Source organism: Nocardiopsis sp. L17-MgMaSL7 (genome assembly GCF_003182025.1).
Taxonomy (GTDB): domain Bacteria; phylum Actinomycetota; class Actinomycetes; order Streptosporangiales; family Streptosporangiaceae; genus Nocardiopsis; species Nocardiopsis prasina.
Window position 1 is genome coordinate 91,494 of sequence record NZ_QGTF01000002.1, and the last position, 24,845, is coordinate 116,338.

Consider the following 24,845-nt stretch of genomic DNA (forward strand, 5'->3'; position numbering starts at 1 on the left):
GAACCCTTGACCACCACACCACAGACCACCGCGTCGCGCGGGGGTGTCACGCGCGTCCTGGTCGCCAACCGGGGCGAGATCGCGCTGCGCGTCATCCGCACCCTGCGCGGCATGGGCATCAGCCCCGCCGCCGTGTACACCGACGCCGACACCGGGGCACCGCACACCCTCGCCGCCGACGTGGCGCTCCGAGTCGACCACTACCTGGACTCCGACGGAATCGTCGCCCTGGCCGTGGACTGCGGGGCCACCGGGGTGCACCCCGGGTACGGTTTCCTGTCCGAGAACGCCGGGTTCGCCCGCGCCTGCGTGGACGCCGGGCTGGTCTTCGTGGGCCCGCCCGCCTCGGCGATCGAGGCCATGGGCGACAAGATCCGCGCCAAGGACACCGTGGCCGCCGCCGGCGTGCCGGTGCTGGGCGGATTCACCGAGAAGCCCGGTCAGCCCATGGACGACGACGCCCTGCTGCGTGCCGCCGAGGAGACCGGCTACCCGCTGCTGATCAAGCCCTCTGCCGGGGGCGGCGGCAAGGGCATGCGGGAGGTGCGCTCGCCCGACACCCTGGTCGCCGACGCCGCCGCCGCCCGCCGCGAGGCGCTGGCCTCCTTCGGCGACTCGACCCTGCTGGTGGAGAAGCTGGTCCAGCGGCCGCGCCACATCGAGGTGCAGGTCCTGGCAGACGGCCACGGCAACGTCCTCCACCTGGGTGAACGCGAGTGCAGTCTCCAGCGCCGCCACCAGAAGGTGGTGGAGGAGGCCCCCTCCCCGCTGCTCAGCGAAGCCCAACGCGCCGCCATGGGCGAGGCCGCGGTGGCCGCCGCCCGCTCCTGCGGATACGTGGGCGCGGGCACCGTGGAGTTCATCGCCGAGACCGGTCCCGGCGGCGAACTGTCCTACTCGTTCCTGGAGATGAACACGCGCCTCCAGGTCGAGCACCCGGTCACCGAGGAGGTCGTGGCCGTGCGCGGTGAACGCGGCGTCGACCTGGTGGAGCTCCAGGTCCGCGTCGCCTACGGGGACGCGCTGCCCTTCGCCCAGGAGGACGTCTCCTGGATCGGGCACGCGATCGAGTCCCGCGTGTACGCGGAGGACGCCGACCGGGGCTTCCTGCCCTCGGGCGGACCGATCCTCCTCCTGGAGGAGCCCTCCGGGCCCCACGTGCGCGTGGACTCGGGGATCACCCAGGGCGGGGCGGTGACCTCGGACTTCGACCCGATGCTGGCCAAGGTCGTCACCTGGGGCGCGGACCGGGCCGAGGCCCTGCGGCGGATGGACGCCGCCCTGGCCGCCCACACGCTGCTCGGCTGCGTGACCAACACCGCCTACCTGCGACGGCTGCTGCGCCACCCCCGCGTGGTCGCCGGAGACCTGAGCACCGACCTCATCGCCACCGACCCGCCCGAGGGCGCCCCCGACCTGCTTCCCGCCGTGTACGCGGCGGCCGCCCTGGACCACCAACTGGACCTGGAGGGGCCGCCGGGCCCCGACCGCTTCGCCGTCCCGGACGGCTGGCGCATGGGCGGCCCCGCCTGGACCCCGTGGCGGCTGCGCGCGCCCGGGCACGAGGCCACCGTGGTGCGGGTGCGGCGCGACGGGGCGGCCGGGCACTACCTGGTCCAGCTGGAGGACCACGCCCCCGTCGCCCTCAGGGGCCACCGCTCCGCCGACGGGACCCGGCTCACCGTCACCGGCTCCGGCGGTACCGTCACCTACGCCCGTGCCGACGAGCCCGGCACGCACCACCGCTGGCTGGGGCTCGGCGGCGCGGCGTGGAGCCTGCACGAGGAACCGGTGGCCGCCGCCCTGCGTGAGGACGACGCCGCCGCCGACGGCACGGTCCGCAGCCCCATGCCGGGCACCGTGCTCGACGTCCCGGTCAAGGTGGGCCAGGAGGTCTCCGCCGGGACCACCCTCGCCGTGGTCGAGGCGATGAAGATGGAGCACTCGGTGCCCTCACCCGTTGACGGGACCGTCACCACCGTGGCGGTCCGCCCCGGGGTGCCGGTGCCCATGGACGCTGTCCTGGTCACCGTCGAACCCCTCCCCGCGTCGGCCGAGGACCCGGCCGTCACCCTTTCCCAGGAGCAGCGATGAACCGCCACGAACTCTCGACCGAGCACGCCGACCTCCGGGCCGCCGTGGAGACCTTCGCCCAGACCGAGGTCGCGCCGGTGATCGGCGACTTCTACGAGCGGGGCGCCTTCCCGTACGACATCGTCGCCAAGATGGGTCAGATGGGCCTTTTCGGGCTGCCGTTCCCCGAGGAGCACGGCGGCATGGGCGGCGACTACTTCGCCCTGTGCCTGGCCCTGGAGGAGCTGGCGCGGGTGGACTCCTCCGTGGCCATCACCCTGGAGGCCGGTGTGTCCCTGGGGGCGATGCCGATCCACCGCTTCGGCACCGAGGAGCAGAAGAAGACCTACCTGCCCAGGCTCACCTCGGGCGAGGCCCTCGGCGCCTTCGGGCTGACCGAGCCCGACGGTGGTTCCGATGCCGGAGCGACGAGGACCACCGCCCGCCTGGAGGACGGCGAGTGGGTGATCAACGGGACCAAGTCGTTCATCACCAACTCGGGCACCGACATCACCGCCCTGGTCACCGTGACCGCCGTGACGGGCAGGCGCGAGGACGGGCGTCCGGAGATCTCGTCGATCCTCGTTCCCAGCGGGACGCCCGGCTTCTCTGTCGGCCAGAAGTACTCCAAGGTCGGCTGGAACGCCTCGGACACCAACGAACTGGTCTTCGAGGACTGCCGGGTGCCCGAGGCCAACCTGGTCGGTGAGCGCGGCCGGGGCTACGCCCAGTTCCTGCGCATCCTGGACGAGGGCCGCATCGCCATCGCGGCGCTCTCCGTGGGGCTGGCCCAGGGCTGCGTGGACGAGAGCGTGCGCTACGCCCACCAGCGGCAGGCCTTCGGGAACAGCATCGGCCGCTACCAGGCGATCCAGTTCAAGATCGCCGAGATGGAGGCCCGCGCGTACGGCGCCCGCCTGGCCTACTACGACGCGGCCTCCCGGATGCTGGCCGGTGAGCCGTTCAAGAAGGAGGCGGCCATCGCGAAGCTGATCGCCTCCAACGCGGCGATGGACAACGCCCGCGACGCCACGCAGGTGTTCGGCGGCTACGGCTTCATGAACGACTACGCCGTGGGCCGCTTCTACCGGGACGCCAAGATCCTGGAGATCGGTGAGGGCACCAGCGAGGTGCAGAAGATGCTGATCGCCCGCGAGCTGGGCCTGCCCGCCTAGGCTCGACGGTCCCGGGGCGCCGGTCGGAGAGGCGACGCCCCGGGGCCGCCGCCCTCCGGCCCTGGGGGCCGAACTTTTCGGGGCTGCGGCGCGTCAACCGTGCTGGAGCCACTTCGCGCGTGACCGACTCGTCACTGGGAGAATGAGGCTCGCTTTCGGACCCCTACCCCCGAGGTTTCGACACAGTGACACCCTCTCCCCGCACCGACGCTCTCCTGCCCTCCGAGCCGTCCCCAGGGACCCCGACCGGCCCGGCCCTGAGCCGGAGGGTCGCCACCGACCAGGTGCCCTGGTCCCACCGCCGTGTCTCCGAACGGGAGGAGCGGCATGGGTAGGCGCGCCACGGTGTCGGCCGTGCGCCCTCTCAGCGCCCACGACCCGGCCCGACTGGGTCCGCACCGGCTGGTCGGGCGGCTGGGCGCCGGCGGGATGGGCACCGTCTACCTCGCGCGGCCCTGGATCGGTCCTCCCGTGGCGGTCAAGGCCGTGCACCCCGAACTGGCGGACGAACCCGAGTTCCGCTCCCGGTTCGCCAGGGAGGTCGACGCCCTGAGCCGGGTTCGCAGCCCGTTCGTCCCCCGCTTCGCGGGGGCCGCTCCCCATGCGGAGGTGCCCTGGCTGGCCACCGCGTACGTGGACGGTCCCACGCTCAAGGAGCAGGTGGAGAGGGGCGGTCCGCTGCGCGGAGGCCCCCTGACCGGGCTCGCGGCGGGGATGGCCGCCGCCCTGGCCGACATCCACGCCGCCGGGGTCATCCACCGCGACCTCAAACCGAGCAACGTGATCCTCTCCCCCGACGGCCCCAGAGTCCTGGACTTCGGCATCGCCGGAACCCTGGACGGCGCTGCACTCCCCGGCGGCGTGATGGGCACCCCGGGCTGGATCGCCCCGGAACGCTTCCGAGGAGGTCCCGCGACGGCCGCCTCGGACGTGTTCTCCTGGGGACAGCTGACCGCCTACGGAGCGACCGGACGCAACCCCTTCGGCCGGGGGAACCCCGAGGCCGTCGTCCGCCGGGTCATGCGCGGTGAGGCCGACCTGAACGGCGTGCCCCTGGAACTGGCCTCGCTGGTGCACGCGTCCCTGAGCCCCCTCCCGGGGTACCGGCCCGCACCGCACGAGATCCTCGGTGTCCTGGGGAACGGCCGCGGGGTACCGGACACCGGTGTCGTGGCCACCCGCATCGTGCGCGAGGAGTGGTCCTCGGCCGTGGTCAGCGGAGCCTCCCGGCACCGGCGTCTCCTTCGTCGGGGAGCGGCGGTCCTGGCGGTGGCCACCGTGGTCACGGCGGGCGCGGTCGTGGGCGTACGGCACGGCGGCACCGGGGAGACCCCTGACCGGATCGGGATGTCCGGCGTGAACGAGGGGGGTGCCCGCCAGGGCGACGTGACGGACCGGACCGGGCGCTGGCCGCCGCCCGAGGCCACCGAGACGGCGGTCAACGCGGGACGGCGCAACGAGGTGGGCACTGAGAGACGGGGAGGCGGCTCCACTGCGCAGGAGGTTCGGGCCGAGTTCACCATGGGTGCCCCCGGACGCGACGGCGCCACCATCAGGGTCTCGGCGCCGGAACGGTCCCCGGACGGGACCCTCGTCTTCCAGGGAGAGTTCCACGGCGCCCAGGATCCCGCGTACGCGTACGGGTTCGCCAAGGATCAGTTCGCCGTCCTCACGGAGGAGGGTGAGTACTCCCCCGGTCACTTCCCCCTCGAGGAGGCCGACGACGCCGGTGTCCGCTTCTCCGTGGGGTTCGACGGAGCGCCGGACACCGGGCTCCTCGTCGTGCGCGAGAACGGTTACGTCAAGGACGTGGACGGCGCCCCGCCGGTCGGGGTCTGCTACAGCGTGACGGACGCGGAGTTCTCTGTTGACTACACAAAGTGCACATGAGCTCGGTGAAGGCCGACGCCCGAACCCGGTTCCCTGGGGACTCGACTGGCCACTTCCGGACACCCCTCCGCGCGTGCCGCGGAGCGGGCGCGGGGCGCGTGTCAGAGGACAAAGCGCACCCCCGAGCCCCGCGGAGCCGCACCCCGGAACCCGTTCCACGCAGTGTTTCCGTACTCCGGGCGGCCGCCCCGGGCTCCGAACCCCGGGGCGCCGTCCACGGCCGCGAGCAGCCGGAGACGGGACCCTGATCACGGAGCGTACACACTCCCGAGCGCACCGGAGTAACCGGCCCAAGGGGTGACAAGGGCCGTCAAGCAGCACAGAATGGAGCCACACGGCCGGTGCGAACCCCCTGCTCTTCGGGTTCGCCGAGACCCGGCCCGCCACGGCGGGCCCGCCAACGGGTCCCCGGCCGCTTCACCGTTCCCCACCGGAGGAGACACCGGATGGAAGGCGCACTGTCCCTGATCGCCCTGGTAGCCGTCGTGGTGTCGGCCGGGGCGATCACGGTCGCCGCGCACTTTCGCAAGGAACGGGTCACCGAGCTCCAGAGCTGGGCGCGTGGACACGGCTGGCACTACACCGAACACCACCCGCGCCCCCTGGAGGAGGCCACCCTTCCGGTCGCCCTGCACGGCCCGGACCCGCGCGTACGGCACGTGCTCACCGGCCGACGCGGCGCGCACCTGGTCACCATGTTCGAGCTCACCCACTCCGACCCGAACGCGCGACGCGGCACGGGGCGGCCACGGCGCACCCGACGCGTCGTGGCCGTGCACACCCCGGGTCCCGGGGCCGACCTGGAGATCCTCCGACGCGACCTGGCGCGCACCGTCTCCCTCGACGCCAGCGGAGGGCCCGAGGAGGTCCGCCGCTCGTTCGCCGAGGCCTTCCGGACCGACGGCTCCGACGACCGCTTCACCGACGCGGTCCTGGACCACGACACCGTCTCCTGGCTGCTGGCGGACTCCCGATCCCGTTCCTTCCCGGTGCGCTTCACCGGCGGCCACGTACTGACCTGGGCGACCCTGCGCCTGGACCCCGACCGCGCCCTGGCGGCGGCCGACTACCTGATCGAACTGGTCAGCCGGGTGCCCGCCCGCGCCTGGGCGCACGACACCGCCGGGTCCTGAACCCTCACCCCCGGACCCGGTCAGGGCCGTGCGCGCCGCCCCCGGGCGTGCGCCCCTGTCACAGGGGGCCGATAAAATCCGGCGTACCCCAACGCACAAGGAGCAGTACCCCATGAGTGACCCCAACGCCACGCACCGCATCTCACGCGCGGACCTGTTCCGCGACGACGAGGAGGAGACCACTTCGGACCCCAACGCCACCGCGCAGATCTCCCGTGAGGACCTCTTCAAGGACGACCAGGACCCGAAGGGCCCGCGTGAGCGCGGCTGACCGGCCCCTCCCCGCAACGACGGAGCGCCCACCCCCACACGGGGGACGGGCGCTCCTCTCGTCCTGGGCGTACGCGCGTCTCTCCGCGGCGCTCCGCCGCCCCTAGGGGCGGCGTTCGCGGACGGCCGCGACGATCTCGGCCACGGCCTCGTCCACGGGCACACCGTTGTTCTGGGAGCCGTCGCGGTAACGGAAGGAGACCGCCTCCTTGCTGATGTCCTCGTCACCGGCCAGCAGCATGAAGGGGACCTTCTGCTTCTGCGCGTTGCGGATCTTCTTCTGCATCCGGTCGTCGCTGGAGTCGACCTCGACCCGAATCCCCTCGGCGCGCAGCTTGGCGGCGACCTCCTGGAGGTAGGGGACGTGCTCGTCGGCGATGGGGATGCCCACCGCCTGGACCGGGGCCAGCCACGCCGGGAACGCCCCGGCGTAGTGCTCCAGCAGGACGGCGAAGAACCGCTCGATGGAACCGAACAGGGCACGGTGGATCATCACCGGGCGCTGACGGGTGCCGTCGGCCGCGGTGTACTCCAGGTCGAAGCGCTCGGGCAGGTTGAAGTCCAGCTGGATGGTGGACATCTGCCAGGTCCGACCGATGGCGTCCTTGGCCTGCACGGAGATCTTCGGGCCGTAGAAGGCGGCGCCGCCCGGGTCCAGGACCAGTTCGAGGCCCTGCTTCTCGGCGGCCCGGCGCAGGGTGTCGGTGGCCTCCTCCCAGCTGGCGTCGTCACCGACGTACTTCTCCGGGTCCTTGGTGGACAGCTCCAGGTAGAAGTCCTCCAGGCCGTAGTCGCGCAGCAGCTCCAGCACGAAGGTGAGCAGCGAGTCGAGCTCGTCGGCCATCTGCTCGCGGGTGCAGTAGATGTGGGCGTCGTCCTGGGTGAAGCCGCGGGCGCGGGTCAGGCCGTGCACCACGCCGGACTTCTCGTACCGGTACACGGTGCCGAACTCGAACATGCGCAGCGGCAGCTCACGGTAGGAGCGCCCGCGGGCGTCGAAGATCAGGTTGTGCATCGGGCAGTTCATCGGCTTCAGGTAGTAGTCCTGACCGCCGTCGAGCTGCATGGGGGGGTACATGCCGTCCGCGTACCAGTCCAGGTGCCCCGACTTCTCGAACAGGGCGCTCTTGGTGGCGTGCGGCGAGTAGACGAACTCGTACCCGCTCTCCTCGTGCCGCCTGCGGGAGTAGTCCTCCATCACGCGGCGGATGATGCCGCCCCGGGGGTGGAAGACGGCCAGGCCCGAACCGATCTCGTCCGGGATGGAGAAGAGGTCGAGCTCGGAGCCGAGCTTGCGGTGGTCGCGCTTCTCGGCCTCCTCCAGGAAGGCCAGGTACTCCTTGAGCTTGTCCTTGGTCTCCCAGGCGGTGCCGTAGACGCGCTGGAGCTGCGGGTTGGTCTCCTTGCCGCGCCAGTAGGCGGCGGCGGTGCGCATGAGCTTGAACGCCGGGATCACCTTGGTGGTGGGGATGTGCGGACCACGGCACAGGTCCTTCCAGCACAGCTCGCCGGTGCGCGGGTGGACGTTGTCGTAGATGGTGAGCTCACCGGCGCCGACCTCGGCGGAGGCGCCCTCGGCCGCTTCGGCGGCGCCGCCCTTGAGGCCGATCAGCTCCAGCTTGTAGGGCTCGGTGGCCAGCTCGGCGCGGGCGTCGTCGTCCGAGACGGCGCGGCGGTCGAAGCGCTGCCCCTGCTTGATGATCTGCTGCATCTTCTTCTCGATGCCCTTGAGATCGGCGGGGGTGAAGGGCTCGGCGACGTCGAAGTCGTAGTAGAAGCCGTTCTCGACGGGCGGGCCGATGCCCAGTTTGGCCTCCGGGAAGAGCTCCTGGACCGCCTGGGCGAGGACGTGCGCGGTGGAGTGGCGCAGGATCGCCCGCCCCTCCTCGGAGTCGATCGCGATCGGCTCGACGGCGTCGCCGTCGGAGAGCTCCCAGGCCAGGTCGCGGGGCTCACCGTTGACCAGGGCGGCGATCACGGTCCTGCCGTCCGCCTCCAGCGCCTGGCCCGCGGTGGTCGTGGCCGCCACCGCACGCGGGGTTCCGGCGAGGGTGATGTGCAGCTCAGACGCGGCGGACACGGTGACTCCTAGGGATGTACGTCGATGTGGTGGACGCGGACCGGCCCGCGAGGGTGCGCGGGGCACGGGTGTTGCGCACCCCGATGCTATCGGCTCCGGAAGGAGGGTGCCTCTGGTTGTCCACAGGGGCCCGGACGCTCCGACAAGGCGACGGGAAAGTCCACACAAGGGAGGACAGTCGTGATTCGGTCGTGGAATTCGGCCTCCCCGTCTGTCTCTGCCGAAGAAGCCGTGAGACGGCCGAGCCGCCCCCTGACGAGGAGGAACCCGCGCACATACGAAGGTTCTGTCATGAATCATCACGTTTTTCGAGGTTTCTCCACCGTCCTGGGAGGAACCATTGATCCGACCCGTGAGATCGGTGAGAATCAGCAGACATCCGATCCAGCGAACCCAGCCCGACCCGAAAGCACCAGTCGCATCGACCGAATACTGTGAGCGCATGTCACCGAGCCCACCAAACGGGCCACCGGCCCCGGAGACATCCCCCACTCGCCACGCCCGTGTACGACAGTGGAGGCGCCTGCGCGCGCGGCTCCGCCTGTTCCGCAGACGCATGCACACCCACCCGGCCCTGCACCTGCCGTGGCGCGTCCTGGTCGGCACGGTGGGCACCGTCGTCATCCTGGCCGGGGTTGTCATGCTGGTGGTCCCCGGACCGGGGATCGCCTCGATCCTCCTCGGACTCCTCATCATCAGCACCGAGTTCCACTGGGCGCACCGGCTGCTGAGGCCCGCTCGCGTGTGGGCTCGCCGGGGTGAGAAGTGGGCGCTGAGGACCAAGGACCAGCTCCTGGAGCGCCGCCGCGAGCGCAGGGCCGCCAGAGCCGCGCGCCGTGGACGCACCGCTCCCCCGGACTGACCTCCCGAATGGGTGGGCACCTTTCCCGGCCCTCACCCGCTCCGAAACCCGCACGGAGACGCATACGCGCACGTTGCCCGAGCTTGACCCGACCAAAACAAAAAAAGAGGGGCCCGGTTCGTGCGATACGAACCGGGCCCCTCTTTACTGTGGGCGATACTGGACTCGAACCAGTGACCTCATCGGTGTGAACGATGCGCTCTAGCCAACTGAGCTAATCGCCCCGGTCTGCTGCCCTGTCCGGCCTCGTCGGCCTGACAAGAAAAACTCTAGCGCATGTTCCGGAGTGTTCGACGCACGCAAACCCGCCCAGCGGGCACATAGCTGCGTGATCGAGGTCACATATGCTGGTCAACGGGTTCCCACGAGGCTCCCTCATCAGCCATGATCCCCGCAATGAGTAGGAGTTCCCGACCCCGTGAACCCTCCCGTAGCGACCGCGGATCGACCTCCGCGTGACACGGGCCACTCAACATGGGGAAATCTTTGGTTTCCCCTGGTCATTACAGTGACGAAGGATCGTGGTGCCGCCAGGCGGCGCGCTGGCTCCGCAGGGCGGACAGCGAGATCTCCGGTCCCACCGACCAAGAAAGTTCCCGTACTCACGTCATAGTCCGCGGACAGCCGCGTAGGAGCGAGTGAGGCGGCAACCGGCCCGCGCCCCAGGACTCTGGGCCGGACGAGAAAAGGTTTGGCGAACATGAACAGTAGCGACACCACTGCCACCGCCGAGCTGGGCCTGCGACTCGTGGTCCCGGAGCGCACCGCGGTTCCCCTGGTCGCGCGACTCGACTACAGCGCTGACGACCCGTACGCGATCCGCGTCGCGTTCCACACCGGCGAGGACAACCCCGTCGAGTGGATCTTCGCGCGCGAGCTCCTCACCGTGGGCATCGTCCGCCCCGTCGGCGAGGGCGACGTCCGCGTGTGGCCCTCCAAGGACGAGAGCGGCGACCGCTCGGTCAGCATCGCGCTCTCCTCGCCCTTCGGCCAGGCCGAGTTCGACACCCAGGTCTCACCGCTGGCGGAGTTCCTCCACCGCACCTACGAGATCGTCCCGGCCGGCCAGGAGGGCCAGTTCGTGGACCTCGACGAGGAGATCCAGCAGCACCTCCACTCCTAGGTACACGGGGGTCAGGAACGAAGAGGGGACGGCGCCGGGGCGCCGTCCTCCTGTTTCGTCTCTGCGCGCCTCACCGCGGCGCGGCGTCCGTCACGGATCGATGTCGGCCGCGGAGCGCTCCGCGAACACGGCCATCGCCTTCCGCGTGACCGGGCCCGGCTCCGTCGACACCTTCTGGTCGTCGATGTTGAGGATCGCCTGGACGTCACGGCCGGTGGAGGTCAGGAAGGCCTCGGTGATCTCGGGGAGCCGCTCCATGGGAACGTCCTCCTCCTCGCCGCCGAACCACTCCAGGACCAGTTCGCGGGTGATGCCCGCGAGCGGGCCGGCCGAGAGCGGCGGGGTGACCAGCCTTCCGTCGAGCACCACGAAGACGTTGCTGCCGGTGCCCTCGCACAGGTTCCCCGCGATGTTGCGGAAGACCGCCTCGCTGGCGCCCCTCTGACGCGCGTACGCGAGCGCGCGCACGTTGTCGGCGTAGGAGGTGGTCTTCAGTCCGGCCAGCGCGCCGAACTCGTTGCGGGGCCAGGGTGCCAGGGCCACGTTCGTCGAGGGGGCGATGCCCGGGAAGGGGCCCAGGGCCACGATGGCGGTCTGCTCGCCCTGGCCCCGGTCCGAACCGAGCGGCCCCGCCCCGTCCGTGACGGTGATGCGCACCCGGGCGTCGGTCATCTCCGGGTTGGCCGCCACCGCCTGGGCGACGCCGTCGGCGATCAGCTCCAGGTCCGGCTCGTCCATGCCCAGCCCCTGGGCGGAGCGCGCCAACCGCTTCAGGTGGCGGGTGAGCGCGAACGGTTTGCCGTCCTGCGCCCGCACCGTCTCGAAGACGCCGTCGCCGACGGTGATCCCGTGGTCGGCCACGGGGATTCGCGCGTCCCTCTCCTCCAGCACGGCGCCCTGGCCGTGACCGGCTCCCGCGATCCACACCCTCATTCCAACCCCCACGTTCTCTGGGCCCCTGGTCGGGCCGGTGACACCCCGAATCCTGCCACCTCCGCGGCCCGTCCCGCCTGTGATCCCGCAGCCGGCCCTACCCGCCGGGGCCGCGCCTTGGCAAGGCCCTTGTCCGGCACCGGCCTCCGGTCCGGTAAGTCGACGGGTTTTCACATGGTGTCGTCACAGGTCAGAGTGGCTGCTCCCATGGCACGACCCACCCTGAAACGATGGCTCGTGACGGACAGATAAGTTACGAATGACTATCATCTGGGCAACGCTTATGCGGGACCGGTAGCAGCCACCCCCAGCCGCATCCCCTGCCGGTACACGCGAAGCCTCCCGCAGCACGCGCGCGCCCCTCGCCCACGACCGCACCAGACACAGCGAAGAGAGACATGACCCCACCGAGCACCGCCCGCGGCGAACTCAGCTGGCTGCTGGACGACCTCCTCACCCGCGCCTCGGGCACCCAACACGCCATCGTGCTGTCCACGGACGGCCTCCTCATGGCCACCTCCAGCGGACTCGACCGGCCCGCCGCCGAGCACCTCTCCGCGATCGCCTCCGGTCTGCACAGCCTCGCGGGGGGAGCCAGCAAGCAGTTCTCCGCGGGGAACATCCGTCAGAGCATCATCGAGATGGACCGGGCCTTCCTCTTCGTGGCCGCCGCGGGCGAGGGCGCGTGCATGGCCCTGATGTCGGACTCCGACAGCGACGTGGGGCTCATCGCCTACGAGATGAACAAGGTGATCGAGCGGGTCGGCCAGTACCTGTCCGCTCCACCGCGTCCCGACATGCCGTCCACACCCGCCCACGTGGAGAAGTAGCTCCTGCCACCGCGGCGGGCCGGTCCGGCCTGCCACGGGCAGGGCGCGAAAGCCCCTGCGCGGAACCGATTTCGCACTTCCCCGAAACTTCCGCTAGAGTTCTAAACGCAGCGAGGGACGCGGCACCGGGAAGCCCCGGAGGCCCGCGACCACACTCGCCGCGCGGACGTGGCTCAGCTGGTAGAGCATCACCTTGCCAAGGTGAGGGTCGCGGGTTCGAATCCCGTCGTCCGCTCGAGACGATTCGCCTCGTGCCTCCTCAGGTGGCACAATCGGATCGGGTTCGGGGCAACACACCCCGTACACACGCGGACGTGGCTCAGCTGGTAGAGCATCACCTTGCCAAGGTGAGGGTCGCGGGTTCGAATCCCGTCGTCCGCTCGGAGTAAGGCACGCATGGGTGCCACGCGGCTCCCCCGTGCTTTGCATGCCGGAGTGGCCGAGTGGTTGAGGCAAGGGACTGCAAATCCCTGCACACGGGTTCGATTCCCGTCTCCGGCTCCATGCGCACCACATTTCCATAAGGGCGATTAGCTCAGTTGGCTAGAGCACTACCTCGACACGGTAGGGGTCACAGGTTCGAGTCCTGTATCGCCCACATCAAGCGGAAGCGGGTTCCCTAGGGAGCCCGCTTCCGTCGTTTCCATGGTCGGTGTCCACCATCGGCCGATGGCTCGGGCCAGTCACGGGCTGGCTCGCCCCGCTGGTGTGCGGGCTCTCCTCCGTGGTCTTCGGGGCCGCCGGTACCGACGCGGACCTGGCGAAGCGGAGCGGCGGACTCCGGTATCCGACCCAGCTCATCGATGACCAGGAGCGACCGGACGGCCCCGACGGGATCGAACGCGAGAGCGAGCGCGTTCTTCGGGCTCGGGGACGGGCCCCGGCGCGGCCCCGGAAACGCGGATGGTACGAAGGTCGTCACAGAACCGGCGAACGCCGTGTCGCAGTGGGCGCCGCACCCACAGCGCGCGGAGGAGGAGGGCGGCATGGCCGACGACGTGACCGTGGTCATCGGAGCGGGCGGCATGGGCGAAGCGATCGCCACGAGGATCGGGGCGGGGACGCGCCTGCTGCTCGCCGACCGCGACGAGGAGCTCCTGTCGGCGGTCGCCGACCGGCTGGCGGGCCAGGGGTACGACGTGACGGGGCTTCCGGTCGACATCGCCGACCGGGGCTCCGTCGCCGGGCTGGCGCGCGCCGCCGCCGGGGCGGGCCCGGTGCGCAAGGTCGTGCACACCGCCGGGGTCTCCCCGGTCCAGGCCCCCGTGCCGGTGATCCTGGCAGTGGACCTGCTCGGGGTGGCCCTCGTGCTGGAGGAGTTCGCCGAGGCCGTCGCCCCGGGCGGGGCGGGCCTGGTCATCTCCAGCATGGCCTCCTACGGTCCGGTGGAGCTGTCGCCGCAGGAGGCCGTCCAGCTGGCCTCCGCACCGGCCGACCGCCTGCTGTCCCTTCCCGTCACCGCGCAGGACCGCTTCCCCGACTCCGGGCGCGCCTACGGGTTCGCCAAGCGCGCCAACCGGCTGCGGGTGCAGGGCGCCAGCGTCGTCTGGGGCGCCCGGGGGGCGCGGGTCAACAGCATCAGCCCCGGGTTGGTCTCCACGCCCATGGGCCGCGGTGAGCTGGACGGCGAGCACGGGCAGAGGATTCGGGCGATGGTGGAGGCCTCCAACGCCGGCCGGGTGGGCACCCCCGCCGACATCGCGGCCGCGGCGGAGTTCCTGCTCGGTCCGTCCGCCGGGTTCGTCTCCGGCGCCGACCTGCTGGTGGACGGCGGTGTGATCGCCTCCTCCGTCGGCGGGAACCCCGGCTGACGGGCCGGGGCGGGGCCGACCGCAGGAGCCCGCCCCTGCCCCTTCCGGCTTACACTCGGCCGGGCAGGGGACCAGCGCCGGCAACCAGAACTTCCTGGCAATCATGTTCCTCATGGGCGGCTCCCAGTCCATGACCAACGACGAGCCCCGCGCAACGTCGCGTTGCGCGGGGCTCGTCCCGGTCTACTCGCCTTCCGGCGCCCCGGGCTGCTTGCGTGCCCTCACACGCCCACCGGAGCCTCCAGCGAGGCCGGTAGGACCACCACGTTGGCGAAGCCGCCCGGCCGCGACCCCACCAGCTCGAAGGCGTCGTTGACCTGAGCCAGGGGGAAGGGGCGGTGCTCCAGGAACGACAGGTCGATCACCCCGGCCGCGATCATCGCGATCATCTGGTCGATCTCACCGGAGGTGAACCAGTTGGAGGCCAGGACCCGCACATCGCGCGCCACCACCTCGGCGTAGCTCTGGCTGATCTGCCCCTCAACCCCGCCCGCGGCCAGGACCGCGCACCCACCGGGCTTGACCCCCCGCAGCAGCGCGTTGGTGGAGTTGCCCTGCCCGCCCACGCCCAGGCAGTCGTAGAGCACGTCCACACCCGCGCCACCGGTGCGCCCCCGAGCCCAGGCCGCCAGGTCCACGCCGTCCTCGGAGGAGACCGTCTCCACCCGGTCCGGCGCCATCTGCTGCACCCGGGCCAGCAGCTTCCGGTTGCGCCCCACCCCCAGGATCCTGGTGGCTCCCATCCCCAGGGCGATCGCCACCGCGGCCACCCCGAGCGTTCCCGTCACGCCGTTGATCAGCAGGGTCTGACCCGGCCTCAGCTCCCCCTTGCACAGCGCGCCGAAGGAGGTGCCGATGTAACCGAACCGGGCCGCGGTGAGCAGGTCGATCGACTCCGGCAGGCGGGCCACGCGCGCGTCCGGGGCCAGCAGGTACTCCGAGAGTCCTCCGGTGCGGTTCTGGTTGAGCAGCCGACCGTCGCTGCGCGTGGCCATGTAACTGCGCAGGCACCCGTGCACGCACAGGTCCTGGCGGCCCTTGCGGCACTGGTGGCAGGTGTCGCAGGTCATGTGCGGATCGACGTAGACCTGCTCTCCCACCTCGATGCCCAGGACGTGCTCGCCCACGGCCTCCACCGTCCCGGCCGCGTCCAGGCCGAACACTGCCGGCAGGTCGGGCAGGGTGAAGGGGGTGTGGCCGTTGACGACGTTGTAGGAGTTGGGGACCAGGCCGCACGCGGCGACCTTGACCAGGACCTCTTTGGGCCCGGGGGCGGGTTTGTCGACCGTCTCGACCTGCAGCGGGTGGCCGGGGACATGCAGACGGGCAGCGTTGATCTTGGGCATGGGCCGAACTCTAACCATCACGGTGGCCACAACGGGCGTCACCGATCGTGGTGATTCTCTTCACTTTCAGGACTGACCGGCCGCGTACTTACCCGCAGGTCCACTTGTCCTGTTGTCGGGTGTTCGGGAGAACCACACTCCCACAAGGGGGGTGAAGCGTGCGTAGGGTGCACACGCTCGCCAAGCGAACGCGGCAACGGGGGCGGCGGGGGCGGAACGGGCGGCGGCCGGGCTGGCTGCCGTCCACGCGCTGGCGGCCAAGCGCTCCTTCGCGGCGCGGTGAGACCGAGACCGAGGCGACCTGGGTTCCCTCCCCGCTGAACACGCCGGAGGCGATGGCGGAGTACGAGCGCAACGCCGAACAGCCCGAAGGTCCTCCCACTCACCAGGGTTGAGGCGAATCCAAGCCGTTGGCTGCGTGTCCTACTCACACCTTCCCGTACTTGCGGTCCCGAACGAACGGCGCGTCCGGTTCGGCACGGCCGTTCCGCTCCGGTACCGCACGACTCGGGATGATTACATGGAGTATTCATGCTGGTGCTGACGGTGGCGCCGCTGGCGTCTCGCAGCCAGAGATACCGGCAGGTCGCAGATGGGATGAGTCATGCAGGACGACACCAATCGCGGTCAGATTCCGCCCCAGCGTGTGGGCCGGGTACTCCTCGGGGCCCTGGCCGCGACAGCGGTCGCCGTCCTCGCTACGGGCTGCCCGGGATCGGGCTCGGGCGGTGGTGGCGGAGGCGGGTACGGGTCAACCAACGGGGAGACCCACTCCGAACAGTCCGCTCCGAACGCTCAGCGGTGAAGGGCTTTCCTCATTCGCGTCGCCCGGCTCCTGATGGATCGTCGCTTCGGCGTACCCGCTGAGAACGTTCCGCTCCTCGCACTCGTGGGGCCGGGTCCGACATGAGTTTCGCCCGCGTGTGAGCGGACCCGGGGAGCCTCCCTCCGGGAACGGGTTCAGCTCGTGCACGCGGAGTCGGACAAGCGTTCCCACTGGGTGGTCGTGGTGACGAGGGCCGCGGACCACAACGCTCCCAGGGCCCAGCCACCCAGAACGTCGGTGGCCCACGCCACACCGAGGTAGGCAGCCAGGGCTCCGGCCGTGCCTGCCCAGAGCACGGCCACGGTCCAGTAGATCACCGCGCGAACCCAACTACGCGCCCGCCCGCTCGCAAGACAGGCCAGGACACTGGCCACGGCCGTCGTGGTCGCGACCTCGAACGCGGGAAAGGACCCACTGGTGGGCCCAGCGGCGAGGGCGCAGGTCGGTGGTGGCCCGGAACGCCCGACCAACGCGGCCACCACCAGAGCGCTGCCCGCAGCACCACTCCATGCCGCCAGGGCCAGGACCACGTTCCGGAGGCGCCCCCGCAGCAGAAGGGCTCCGGCGACGGCGACGCCCAGGGAGCCCCACACACCCGTGAGACCGTGGACCGGGACGACGAGCGAGGTCAGGGCACCGTCTCGGTGCATGGCCAACCAGTGCAGGATCGGTCGGTCGACTCGGACGGCCTCCTCGCCGACGATGACGTCCTGGAGCACCGCGCCGAAGAACCATCCTCCGATCACGATGAACGCCACCCCTGCGGTCAGCTGCAGGCCCAGCACCGTGTGCGGTTGGAATCTGCGGCCCAGCCACTGGACCTGCCGGTCGTAGCGTGTGAGAACCGTTCGCACGCCGGGTCGCACCACCTGGCGCCCGACCCAACCGCGCACGCGGTCGGGGTGTCGGGCGATCCATCGGGCGAGGACAACAGTGACCAGGACCACGGCTCCGGCGAGCAGCACCAGGATCACGGCCGCACCGAAGATCCGCTCCACATGCTGCCAGGACTGCCCCGCGAGGTATCCGAGCAGGGTCACGGACGTCGCCCACACCGCACCCCCCAACGCGTTCCAGACGAGGAAGCGCCGGTATCCCAGACCGCCAGCGCCCGCCAGTGCAGGGACGAGGGCACGCGCGAACCCCACCCAGCGGCCGAGGAACACCGCGTGGCCACCGTAGCGCTGCACGAACCCCTCAGCGCGTTCCCAGCGGGCGGTACCGATCATGCGGCCGAGCCTTCCGGTGGTCAGCCGTGGCCCCAGGCCACGACCGACGAGGAAGCCGACGGTGTCCCCGGCCACGGCTCCGACGATTCCACAGGCCGCCACTACCAAGGGATCCGCGTGGCCCAGGCCCGCTGCCGCTCCGGCGACCAGCAGCCCGGTCTCGCCGGGAACCACCAGTCCGACGAAGACTGCTGACTCCAGGAACGGCAACACGAGGGCGACTGAGTAGATCACGCCGACCGGTACGGTCAGCAGCCACTGTTCCCAGTCCCCCACCCCGCCCCCATCCTGTGCCACGACGGGGGCCAGCCGTCGCGCGGCTCGGGTACCAACCCCGGTTCTCGTATCCGCGTCTCACCGACACCCAGTGCATCGCCCGACCTCGTGACGCAGGACCATGTTCATGCTCGCTCTGGCCTCGTCCTGTGAGCGACACACACGCGCGATCAGCGGGCGAAACTCGATTCACCCGGGCAGGCTCCGGGGATGCGTCGGCTCTTTCGTGTGTGGGGCCCAGCGACGATGGCTCAGACGTGGAAGGGCACGGTGGTGACGACGATCTTGGGACGTTCGCGCAGGGCGTGTCTGAGCCGAAACGCCATCCGGTCGTGGAGGACCCGGTGCCACCAGCGCCGGGGCACCACCTCGGGCAAGATCACCGTGATCGTCAGGTCCGACCGCTGTTCGCGCAGCGCCTCGATGTAGTTCACCAACGGCGCGATGATCGTCCGATAGGGGCAGACCACCACTTCCAGGGGCAGATGGTCCCCCCAGTGCAGCCAGTACCCCCGCATCCTCTCCGCCTCCTCCTCGGAGGGGCTGAGGTGGACGGCGAGAACGGGTTGTCGGAGTGAGGCCGCGTAGGCCAGGGCGCGGATGTTGGCCAGATCAAGGGTCTCCACGGGAACGACCGACAGGTGGTGGACCTCCTCGGGGGTCTCCTCCGCCTCCTGGTCCCCCGGCCCCTCCGCGCGGCTCGCCCCCACTCTCGTCTCGGGGCCCGCCTCATCCACAGTCGCTTCCGCGTCTGGCCGTCCCGTGGTTGTGCGCGCATCGGGTGGACGACGGACCACGCTGATCGGGCCACCCGGGGCGGGGGCCGCGTGGGGTCGCAGCCGCAGCGCACGCCCGACGGCGTCGTAGTGGACGCGGATGCGCAGGGCCAGCACGACGAACGCGGCCACGGCCAGAAGCGCCACCCACGCTCCCGCGCTGAACTTGACGATGGCGGCGGTGACGAACACCGCCCCGCACATCACGGCCCCCGTGGCGTTGAACGCGAGGCTCGTGCGCCAGTGCCGGGCTCGTGATCGCCACCAGTGCACCACCATGCCGGCCTGCGAGAGTGTGAAGGCCAGGAACACCCCGACCGCGTACAGCGGGATCAGGGAGGTCGTGTCGCCACCGAAGGAGACGAAGATCAGGGCGGCCGCGACCGACAGCAGGAGGATGCCGTTGCTGTAGGCCAGTCGGTCACCCATGCGCATGAACCCGCGGGGGGCGTGGTGGTCGCGTGCCAACAGGGACAGGACCCGTGGAAAGTCGTTGTAGGCGGTGTTGGCGGCCAGCAGGAGGATGGCCGCCGTACTCGCCTGAACGAGCACGTACATGGCGCCGGTCCCGAAGGAGTGCCGGGCCAGCTGCGAGAGCACGGTCTCACCCGGTGCCGGGATCGTGCCGGTGACCAGGATCAGGGCCATCAGACCACCGAACAGCGCCAACAGTGTGCCGATCATCCAGGTCAGCGCGGTGCGGGCGTTGCGCCACTCGACGGGCCTGAACGCGGGGACGGCGTTGGTGATGGCCTCGATGCCGGTCAGGGCCGTGGCCCCCGACGTGAAGGCCCTCAGGATGAGGAACAGCGTGACGCCCGTGGTGGCGTTGACCTGGGGCGTGGGAGCCGGGGGGAAGCCACGGAGGGCCGCGTCGACGAGACCGACGACGATCACGGCGCCGACAGAGAGGACGAAGACGTAGGTGGGGGCGGCGAAGAGGATGCCCGCCTGGCGCACGCCGCGCAGGTTCCCGGCCAGGAGCAGGGCGATGACACCCAGGCCGATGGGCACGGTCGCTCCGCTGAGCGCGGGCAGCGCGGAGGTGATCGCGGCGATGCCCGCGGCGATCGACACCGCGACGGTGAGGACGTAGTCGACGATGAGACCGCCCGCCGCCAGGAGGCCCGGTGCTCGCCCGAGGTTGTGGCTGGCCACGATGTAGGAACCGCCGCCGTTGGGATAGGCGCGGATGGTCTGTCGGTAGGAGAGTCCCACCGCCAGCATCATCAGCATGATCACCAGGGCGATCGGCAGGGACAGGGACAGGCCCGCCACGCCGCCGATGACGAGGATGGTGAGCATCGCCTCGGGGCCGTAGGCGACGGAGGACAGGGCGTCGGAGGACAGCACGGGCAGGGCGACGAGTTTGCGCATGCGTTCACGGACCAGCGCGGTGCTCTTCAGGGCTGGCCCCAGGAGCACGCGGCGCAGGCGATAGCCAGCGCGGCCCGCGGGAGTGGAGGCTTCGTCAGCGGCCGCCGAGGCGAGTGTCGTACGGGGATCTCCGCCGAGTTCGGAGACGGTGACGAAGCGTTCGTAGCGCGGCTGCCGGACCTGGTGGCGCGCCGGGTAGCTCCCCACTGTCGGGTCCACCGGGAGGGCACGGCGCCATTCCTTCGGCTCCCCCGCCACCTGACCCCACTCTCGTCCGATCTGGTGGAGCGCACGGAGTTGTCCGGGGGTGAGATCGGGCAGAAGATCACTCGGGGCAGGTGGTCGGGTCGAGCGTTCCTCCGTCATGCGACCCAGTGTTGTTCATCGAGGCCACGCGGCCTCGCATTTGTGGGACGTCGTCCGGCGGTGTCTGGTCGTGATCGGAACAGGGCGTACGCGTACCGACCCTCGCCTCGGCGGGATCGGCTGTGTCAGCGCCCCGTCCACGATGGTCGCGCCGGTGGGAGTTCGGCCGATCCATGAGCTGTGTGCCTCCGCAGCCGCTGGACACGAGCACGGAACGCGTTGGTACTCCTAGCGGCGCCGAGACGGCCCAGGATGGTGTGAGCCACGCGCCGCGCATTCGCGAACTGGGCAGGGAGTAGCCCTGATGCACTTCTTCGATGCGCAACAGGCCCGGTTCAGATGCGAGCGCCGATGGCCCCGGCCCCCCGTGACAGCTCGGGCAGCCAGGTGAGCAGCTTCTCCGCGCTGGTGACATCGGTCGTCGTCACCAGGTTGATCGCCCCGGCGATTTCCTTGTCAGCGTCGTACACCGGCACGCTCAGACTCAGCGCACCGAGTTCCCGCTCGGACTCCGCGAGGTAGTAGCCGTCCTCGCGCACTCCCCGGACGTCCTCCATCAGGTCCCGCTCCCCCTGGGTCCTCCCGGAGGCCAGTGAGGTCTCCGGGAAGCGGCGCACGTAGTCCTCGATCTCCCCGTCCGGCCACGCTGCGAGCAGCACCTTCCCGCCACCGACGTTGAGCGGCACGCGACGCCCGATCGGGAACTGGTACCGGAGGGGGTCCGCTCCACTGACGCGTGCGATGAGGATGCGCTCGTCCCCCGAGCGGACGAACACGGAGGAGGTCAGTCGCGTGGTCGCGGAGAGCTCGGTGAGCACCGGCGTCGCGATCGTGCTCACACGGTCGTTGACCACGAAACCGTGCGCCAGCCCCAGCACCACCGGCCCGAGTGAGTACCCCAGGCGTCCCTGCTGGACGTAGCCGCGCCGCACGAGCTGGTTCACCGTCCGCTGGGTGGTGGCCAGGTGCAGGTCAGCCTCCCGCGCGATGTCGCTCAGCCTCAGCGGACCGCGCGCGCGTTCCAGGCACTCGAGCACGTCCAGCGCACGGTCGAGCGTGCGCCCCTGGTTTCCGCCTCCGGCGCCCATGCTCGCCTCGCCACTCCTTCGCTCGTGTTCCTCGGAAAACTTCCTTGCCCCCCGGGCAGTGACCTCGGGGCCCGCCGGACACGGCGATGCAGCTTGCTGTCGCCCTCTCCAAGGTAGCGGAGAGGTTTCCGGCAGGTTGACAGCCGAGAGAGCCACAGGTCACACTCGCTATCAATCAACAAGAGGAACTATCACTCAATGATAGCTGGTGGAATGATGAAGGTAGCCGTACTGGGACTCGGCGAAGCCGGCGCGATCTTCGCGGAGGCCTTCGCCGCCGCCGGTTGGCAGGCCGTCGGCTTCGATCCCGCGAGCACGGCGCGGACTCCCGAGGGCGTCACCCGGGCCACGTCGACAGCGGAGGCGGTGACCGGAGCGGATGTCGTCCTGAGCCTGGCCACGGCCGCCCATGCGGTCTCCGTCGCCCGCGAAGCCGTGTCCGCGCTGCGCACCGACGCCGTCTACATTGACCTCAACGCGGCCTCGCCGCAGGTCAAGAGGCACGTGGCTCGTACCATCGATGGCGCGGCCCGCGTGGTCGACGGAGCTCTCATCGGTTCGGTCGTCAAGTTCGGGCCGAAGGTCAACATCCTCCTCGCGGGACCGGCCGCCGAGGACGCCGCCCTGGCGCTGAGGGCGGTGGGTTCGGACGCCGAGCCGATCGGCGAGACCGTGGGCGCCGCGTCGGGGCGCAAGCTGCTGCGCAGCGTGTTCATGAAGGGGTTGGGGGCACTGATCACCGAGGCCCTGGACGCCGGATCCGCGGCGGGCGAGGAGGAGTGGATGCGTGAGCAGGTGGCCGCCACCCTCACGGACGGGACCGCCGCGCTCCAGCGGCTGGATCACGGGACGCGTCTGCACGCCGTGCGGCGCTCGCAGGAGCTGGACGCCAGCATCGCCCTGTTGAACGAGCTCCACGTGGAAGCCCCCGTGAGCACGGGTGCGGCCGACCGTCACCGGTATCTGGCGCGCGTGACCGACCAGCCCGACGAGCAGCTGATCGACGCCTACACGACGATCCCCACCGCCGCCATCGGGGACGCGCGGGACCGTCTCGGCTTCCTGTCCTCCAGGATCAGGCCCGTCTGGGCCGGGGCGCGGCTCTCGGGACGTGCCCTGACGGTGCAGACGCGGCCCGGCGACAACCGCGCGTTGCACCAGGCCCTGACCGTCGCGCGGCCCGGCGACGTGCTGGTCGTGGACGGAGGGGGTGACGACTCCCGGGCGTTGCTGGGAGAGCTCATCGCCGAACGCGCCATCAACAAGGGAGTGCGCGGGATGGTGATCGACGGCGCGGTCCGGGACGCCGACGAACTGCGCGAACTCGGCTTCCCCGTCTGGTCCGCCGCGATCTCCCCCGCGGGCCCCTACAAGGACGGTCCCGGCCACGTCGGTCGCACCATCGCGGTGGGGGGCGCGGTCTGTGCTCCAGGGGACATCGTGGTGGCCGACGGAGACGGGGTGTTCGTCGTGCCCCGCCTGGAAGCCGAGCGGACCCTGGTCGCCGCCCGGCTCGTCATCTCCGACGAGGCCGAGCGCCGCGAGGCCATCCGGAGGGAACGCGCGTGACGCACCTCCGCCCCACCAGGTCGCTCCCCCGGGGCGACACACCGCCCGTCCACGGGCACCAGTACTCCCCTCCACCGAAAGTCGACCCATGCCGATCGCACTACTAGCCCTCGCGGCGTTCATCGCCGTGATCATCGTGTGGAACGTCGTGTTCAAGCGGAACATGGGCGAGGCCATGCTCCTCGGACTCGTGGTCACCGCCCTGTTCGCCGGAACGCAGGCCCCGGAGTACCTCCTGGGAGGGCTGACCGACGCCCTCACCCACGATGTGCTCTTCGCGGCCCTGGCCTTCGTCTTCATGGCCTACCTCATCGACGCGATGGGGCTGATCCAGAAGATCCTGGCCATCCTCAACTCCGCGTTCGGGCGCATCCGAGGCGGTCCCGCGTTCATCGACACGGCTGGATCGGCCGTCTTCGGGTCGCTGTCCGGGTCCAACTCCGCGAACACCGCCTCCAGCGGGTCCTTCACCGGCCCCTGGATGGTGCGTACCGGGTGGACCCCCACGCGGGCGGCGACCGTGCTCGCCGGAAACGGCGGGATGGGCGCGGCCCTGCCACCCAGTGCCTCGATGGTCATCATGATCGGCTTCGCCGGGGGGATGGTCACCACCGGACAGGTGTATCTGGGCCTGCTGGTGGCCGGGCTCTACCAGATCCTGTTGCGCATCGGTCTCGTGACGTACTTCGTCCGCCGCGACGGGGTCCCCAAGATGGACGAACACGACCTGGTGCCGATGCGTACGTCGCTGCGGCAGGGTGCCGGCGCTCTGACGATCTTCCTCGGTGCGCTGATTCCCATCGCCGTCACCGTGGGTCCCCTGGCCACCTACCTGGCCGAGTCCACGCCGCTCGGCGACGCGGTCGACGACATCTCGCTGCTGACCTGGATCCCCATCCTCATCATCGGCTTCTCACTCATCGCCGGACGGGACCGCCTCCCAAGGACGGTGAGCGGCTGGTCCCGTCTGCTGGACGGCGCCCTCCCGAAGTTCGCGACCATCGGGGCCCTGCTGTTCTTCGCGATCGCCGCGAGCGAGATCCTGGGGCGCCTGGGCCTGGCGGAGGACGTCAACGTCATCCTCGAGTCCCTGCCCGTCGGTTCCACCGTGATGGTGGTCGTCGTCGGCCTGGTGATCACCCTGGTCGCCGGCCCTCTGTCGTCCACGGCCACCCTGACCGCGGTCGGTCAGATCTCCTTCCTCGCGCTGGTCGGCGTGGGGGTCGACCCGCTCCTCGCGATCATCGCGATCCTGGTGTTCGCCTCCACCGAAGGGGCCTCCCCTCCCGCCTCCGGCTCGATCTTCGTCGCCGCCGGCCTGACCGGGGCACGGCCGGAGAGCACCTTCCTGCCGCTCATCGTCTACTACATGATCCCGATCTTCCTGATCGGCTGTCTGATCGGTTGGGGCGTCCTTCCGATTCTGGGGGTATGACCGTGCTCGCTCTCAAGCCCCGGACCTTCACCGTGGTCCGCGCGCTGTTCAAAATCGGCCTCGTCTGCTGTCTGGCGCTCGGGGCGCTCCTGGTCCTGGGACAGATGGCCGGCGTCCTCACCCAACGTCCGGACTGGGTGACCGGAGCCTCCGACCTGCTGTTCGTACCGAGCATCGGCGCGGCGGCGGCCTTCGGTGTCCTGGGATTCATCGGGAACTACCTCACGCCCGAGGAGCCGGAGCCCGAAGACAACTGAGAGACCCGAAGCGGTGGGGTGGGGGCGCACCGTCGCCCGCCCCCACCAACGCCACGGACCGCTCAGTGTCAGGGTGATCGCGCGTGCTTGCGCAGGGCCCCCGCGCCGTTCGACGACCCG

18 protein-coding genes and 5 tRNA genes are annotated in these 24,845 nt (G+C 70.6%); 16 read left to right on the forward strand and 7 right to left on the reverse strand.

The features are described 5' to 3' along the window. Window positions 1-6 precede the first annotated feature (6 nt). The 5 genes from BDW27_RS03060 to BDW27_RS27375 all read left to right on the forward strand — a co-directional run bounded on the left by BDW27_RS03060 (window position 7) and on the right by BDW27_RS27375 (window position 6,542). Window positions 7-2,094, forward strand: a complete 2,088-nt coding sequence (locus BDW27_RS03060) for a biotin carboxylase N-terminal domain-containing protein (RefSeq protein WP_110048149.1) — start codon at window positions 7-9, stop codon at window positions 2,092-2,094. Continuing rightward, window positions 2,091-3,248, forward strand: a complete 1,158-nt coding sequence (locus BDW27_RS03065) for an acyl-CoA dehydrogenase family protein (RefSeq protein WP_110048150.1) — start codon at window positions 2,091-2,093, stop codon at window positions 3,246-3,248. The genes BDW27_RS03060 and BDW27_RS03065 overlap by 4 nt, the downstream gene beginning before the upstream one ends. 327 nt (window positions 3,249-3,575) lie before the next feature. Next, window positions 3,576-5,138 carry a serine/threonine-protein kinase gene (locus tag BDW27_RS03070; RefSeq protein ID WP_110048151.1) on the forward strand — a complete coding sequence of 521 codons (1,563 nt, stop codon included), beginning with the start codon at window positions 3,576-3,578 and terminating at the stop codon, window positions 5,136-5,138. Window positions 5,139-5,584: 446 nt separating this feature from the next. Beyond that, window positions 5,585-6,271, forward strand: coding sequence for a hypothetical protein (locus BDW27_RS03075; RefSeq protein ID WP_017546783.1), 687 nt, complete (start codon window positions 5,585-5,587; stop codon window positions 6,269-6,271). A 112-nt stretch (window positions 6,272-6,383) separates the two neighbouring features. Beyond that, window positions 6,384-6,542: a hypothetical protein gene (locus BDW27_RS27375; RefSeq protein ID WP_017546784.1), complete on the forward strand. Its 159-nt coding sequence runs from the start codon at window positions 6,384-6,386 to the stop codon at window positions 6,540-6,542. A gap of 102 nt (window positions 6,543-6,644) precedes the next feature. On the opposite strand, the gene thrS is transcribed toward BDW27_RS27375, so the two are convergent. Continuing rightward, complete coding sequence (thrS, locus tag BDW27_RS03080) at window positions 6,645-8,621, reverse strand: threonine--tRNA ligase (protein WP_017546785.1); 1,977 nt, start codon at window positions 8,619-8,621, stop codon at window positions 6,645-6,647. 556 nt (window positions 8,622-9,177) lie between these two features. Here thrS and BDW27_RS03085 point away from each other — a divergent pair. Continuing rightward, the gene (locus tag BDW27_RS03085) at window positions 9,178-9,483 is read left to right on the forward strand and encodes a PGPGW domain-containing protein (RefSeq protein ID WP_199560528.1); all 306 of its coding nucleotides are present in this window, start codon (window positions 9,178-9,180) and stop codon (window positions 9,481-9,483) included. 150 nt (window positions 9,484-9,633) lie between these two features. Here BDW27_RS03085 and BDW27_RS03090 read toward each other — a convergent pair. Then, window positions 9,634-9,707, reverse strand: a tRNA-Val gene (locus BDW27_RS03090). Window positions 9,708-10,183: 476 nt separating this feature from the next. Between BDW27_RS03090 and BDW27_RS03095 the strand changes: the two genes are divergently transcribed. Continuing rightward, a complete protein-coding gene (locus BDW27_RS03095; RefSeq protein ID WP_017546787.1) occupies window positions 10,184-10,606 on the forward strand; it encodes an SsgA family sporulation/cell division regulator in 423 nt (140 codons plus the stop codon). A gap of 90 nt (window positions 10,607-10,696) precedes the next feature. On the opposite strand, the gene BDW27_RS03100 is transcribed toward BDW27_RS03095, so the two are convergent. Continuing rightward, window positions 10,697-11,539, reverse strand: a complete 843-nt coding sequence (locus tag BDW27_RS03100) for an aminotransferase class IV (protein WP_110048152.1) — start codon at window positions 11,537-11,539, stop codon at window positions 10,697-10,699. A gap of 398 nt (window positions 11,540-11,937) precedes the next feature. On the opposite strand from BDW27_RS03100, the gene BDW27_RS03105 reads away from it, so the two are divergent. The 6 genes from BDW27_RS03105 to BDW27_RS03130 all read left to right on the forward strand — a co-directional run bounded on the left by BDW27_RS03105 (window position 11,938) and on the right by BDW27_RS03130 (window position 14,180). Further along, window positions 11,938-12,369, forward strand: a complete 432-nt coding sequence (locus BDW27_RS03105) for a roadblock/LC7 domain-containing protein (protein WP_017546789.1) — start codon at window positions 11,938-11,940, stop codon at window positions 12,367-12,369. A gap of 162 nt (window positions 12,370-12,531) precedes the next feature. Continuing rightward, a tRNA-Gly gene (locus tag BDW27_RS03110) sits at window positions 12,532-12,604 on the forward strand. A gap of 73 nt (window positions 12,605-12,677) precedes the next feature. Further along, window positions 12,678-12,750: transfer RNA gene (locus tag BDW27_RS03115), tRNA-Gly, on the forward strand. 48 nt (window positions 12,751-12,798) lie between these two features. After that, a tRNA-Cys gene (locus tag BDW27_RS03120) sits at window positions 12,799-12,873 on the forward strand. 20 nt (window positions 12,874-12,893) lie between these two features. Further along, window positions 12,894-12,967 (forward strand) — tRNA-Val (locus tag BDW27_RS03125). Between the two features lie 388 nt (window positions 12,968-13,355). After that, a complete protein-coding gene (locus tag BDW27_RS03130; RefSeq protein WP_110048153.1) occupies window positions 13,356-14,180 on the forward strand; it encodes an SDR family oxidoreductase in 825 nt (274 codons plus the stop codon). A 221-nt stretch (window positions 14,181-14,401) separates the two neighbouring features. Here BDW27_RS03130 and BDW27_RS03135 read toward each other — a convergent pair whose 3' ends face one another. From BDW27_RS03135 to BDW27_RS03160, 4 genes are all read right to left on the reverse strand, one after another. Next, on the reverse strand, window positions 14,402-15,526 hold the full coding sequence (locus BDW27_RS03135; protein ID WP_158543561.1) for an alcohol dehydrogenase catalytic domain-containing protein: 1,125 nt from the start codon (window positions 15,524-15,526) through the stop codon (window positions 14,402-14,404). A 960-nt stretch (window positions 15,527-16,486) separates the two neighbouring features. Next, window positions 16,487-17,857: a VTT domain-containing protein gene (locus BDW27_RS03150; protein WP_110048156.1), complete on the reverse strand. Its 1,371-nt coding sequence runs from the start codon at window positions 17,855-17,857 to the stop codon at window positions 16,487-16,489. Window positions 17,858-18,108: 251 nt separating this feature from the next. Further along, window positions 18,109-20,376: an APC family permease gene (locus BDW27_RS03155; protein ID WP_110048157.1), complete on the reverse strand. Its 2,268-nt coding sequence runs from the start codon at window positions 20,374-20,376 to the stop codon at window positions 18,109-18,111. Between the two features lie 335 nt (window positions 20,377-20,711). After that, complete coding sequence (locus BDW27_RS03160; RefSeq protein ID WP_110048158.1) at window positions 20,712-21,464, reverse strand: IclR family transcriptional regulator; 753 nt, start codon at window positions 21,462-21,464, stop codon at window positions 20,712-20,714. Between the two features lie 216 nt (window positions 21,465-21,680). Here BDW27_RS03160 and BDW27_RS03165 point away from each other — a divergent pair, with 216 nt between their 5' ends. From BDW27_RS03165 to BDW27_RS03175, 3 genes are all read left to right on the forward strand, one after another. Next, window positions 21,681-23,033 carry an NAD(P)-binding domain-containing protein gene (locus tag BDW27_RS03165; protein ID WP_233515615.1) on the forward strand — a complete coding sequence of 451 codons (1,353 nt, stop codon included), beginning with the start codon at window positions 21,681-21,683 and terminating at the stop codon, window positions 23,031-23,033. An 88-nt stretch (window positions 23,034-23,121) separates the two neighbouring features. Then, window positions 23,122-24,468 (forward strand): TRAP transporter large permease subunit, encoded by a 1,347-nt coding sequence (locus BDW27_RS03170; RefSeq protein ID WP_110048160.1) that lies wholly within the window; start codon window positions 23,122-23,124, stop codon window positions 24,466-24,468. Further along, the gene (locus tag BDW27_RS03175) at window positions 24,465-24,725 is read left to right on the forward strand and encodes a hypothetical protein (protein ID WP_110048161.1); all 261 of its coding nucleotides are present in this window, start codon (window positions 24,465-24,467) and stop codon (window positions 24,723-24,725) included. Before BDW27_RS03170 ends, BDW27_RS03175 begins: the two co-directional genes overlap by 4 nt. Window positions 24,726-24,845 lie beyond the last annotated feature (120 nt).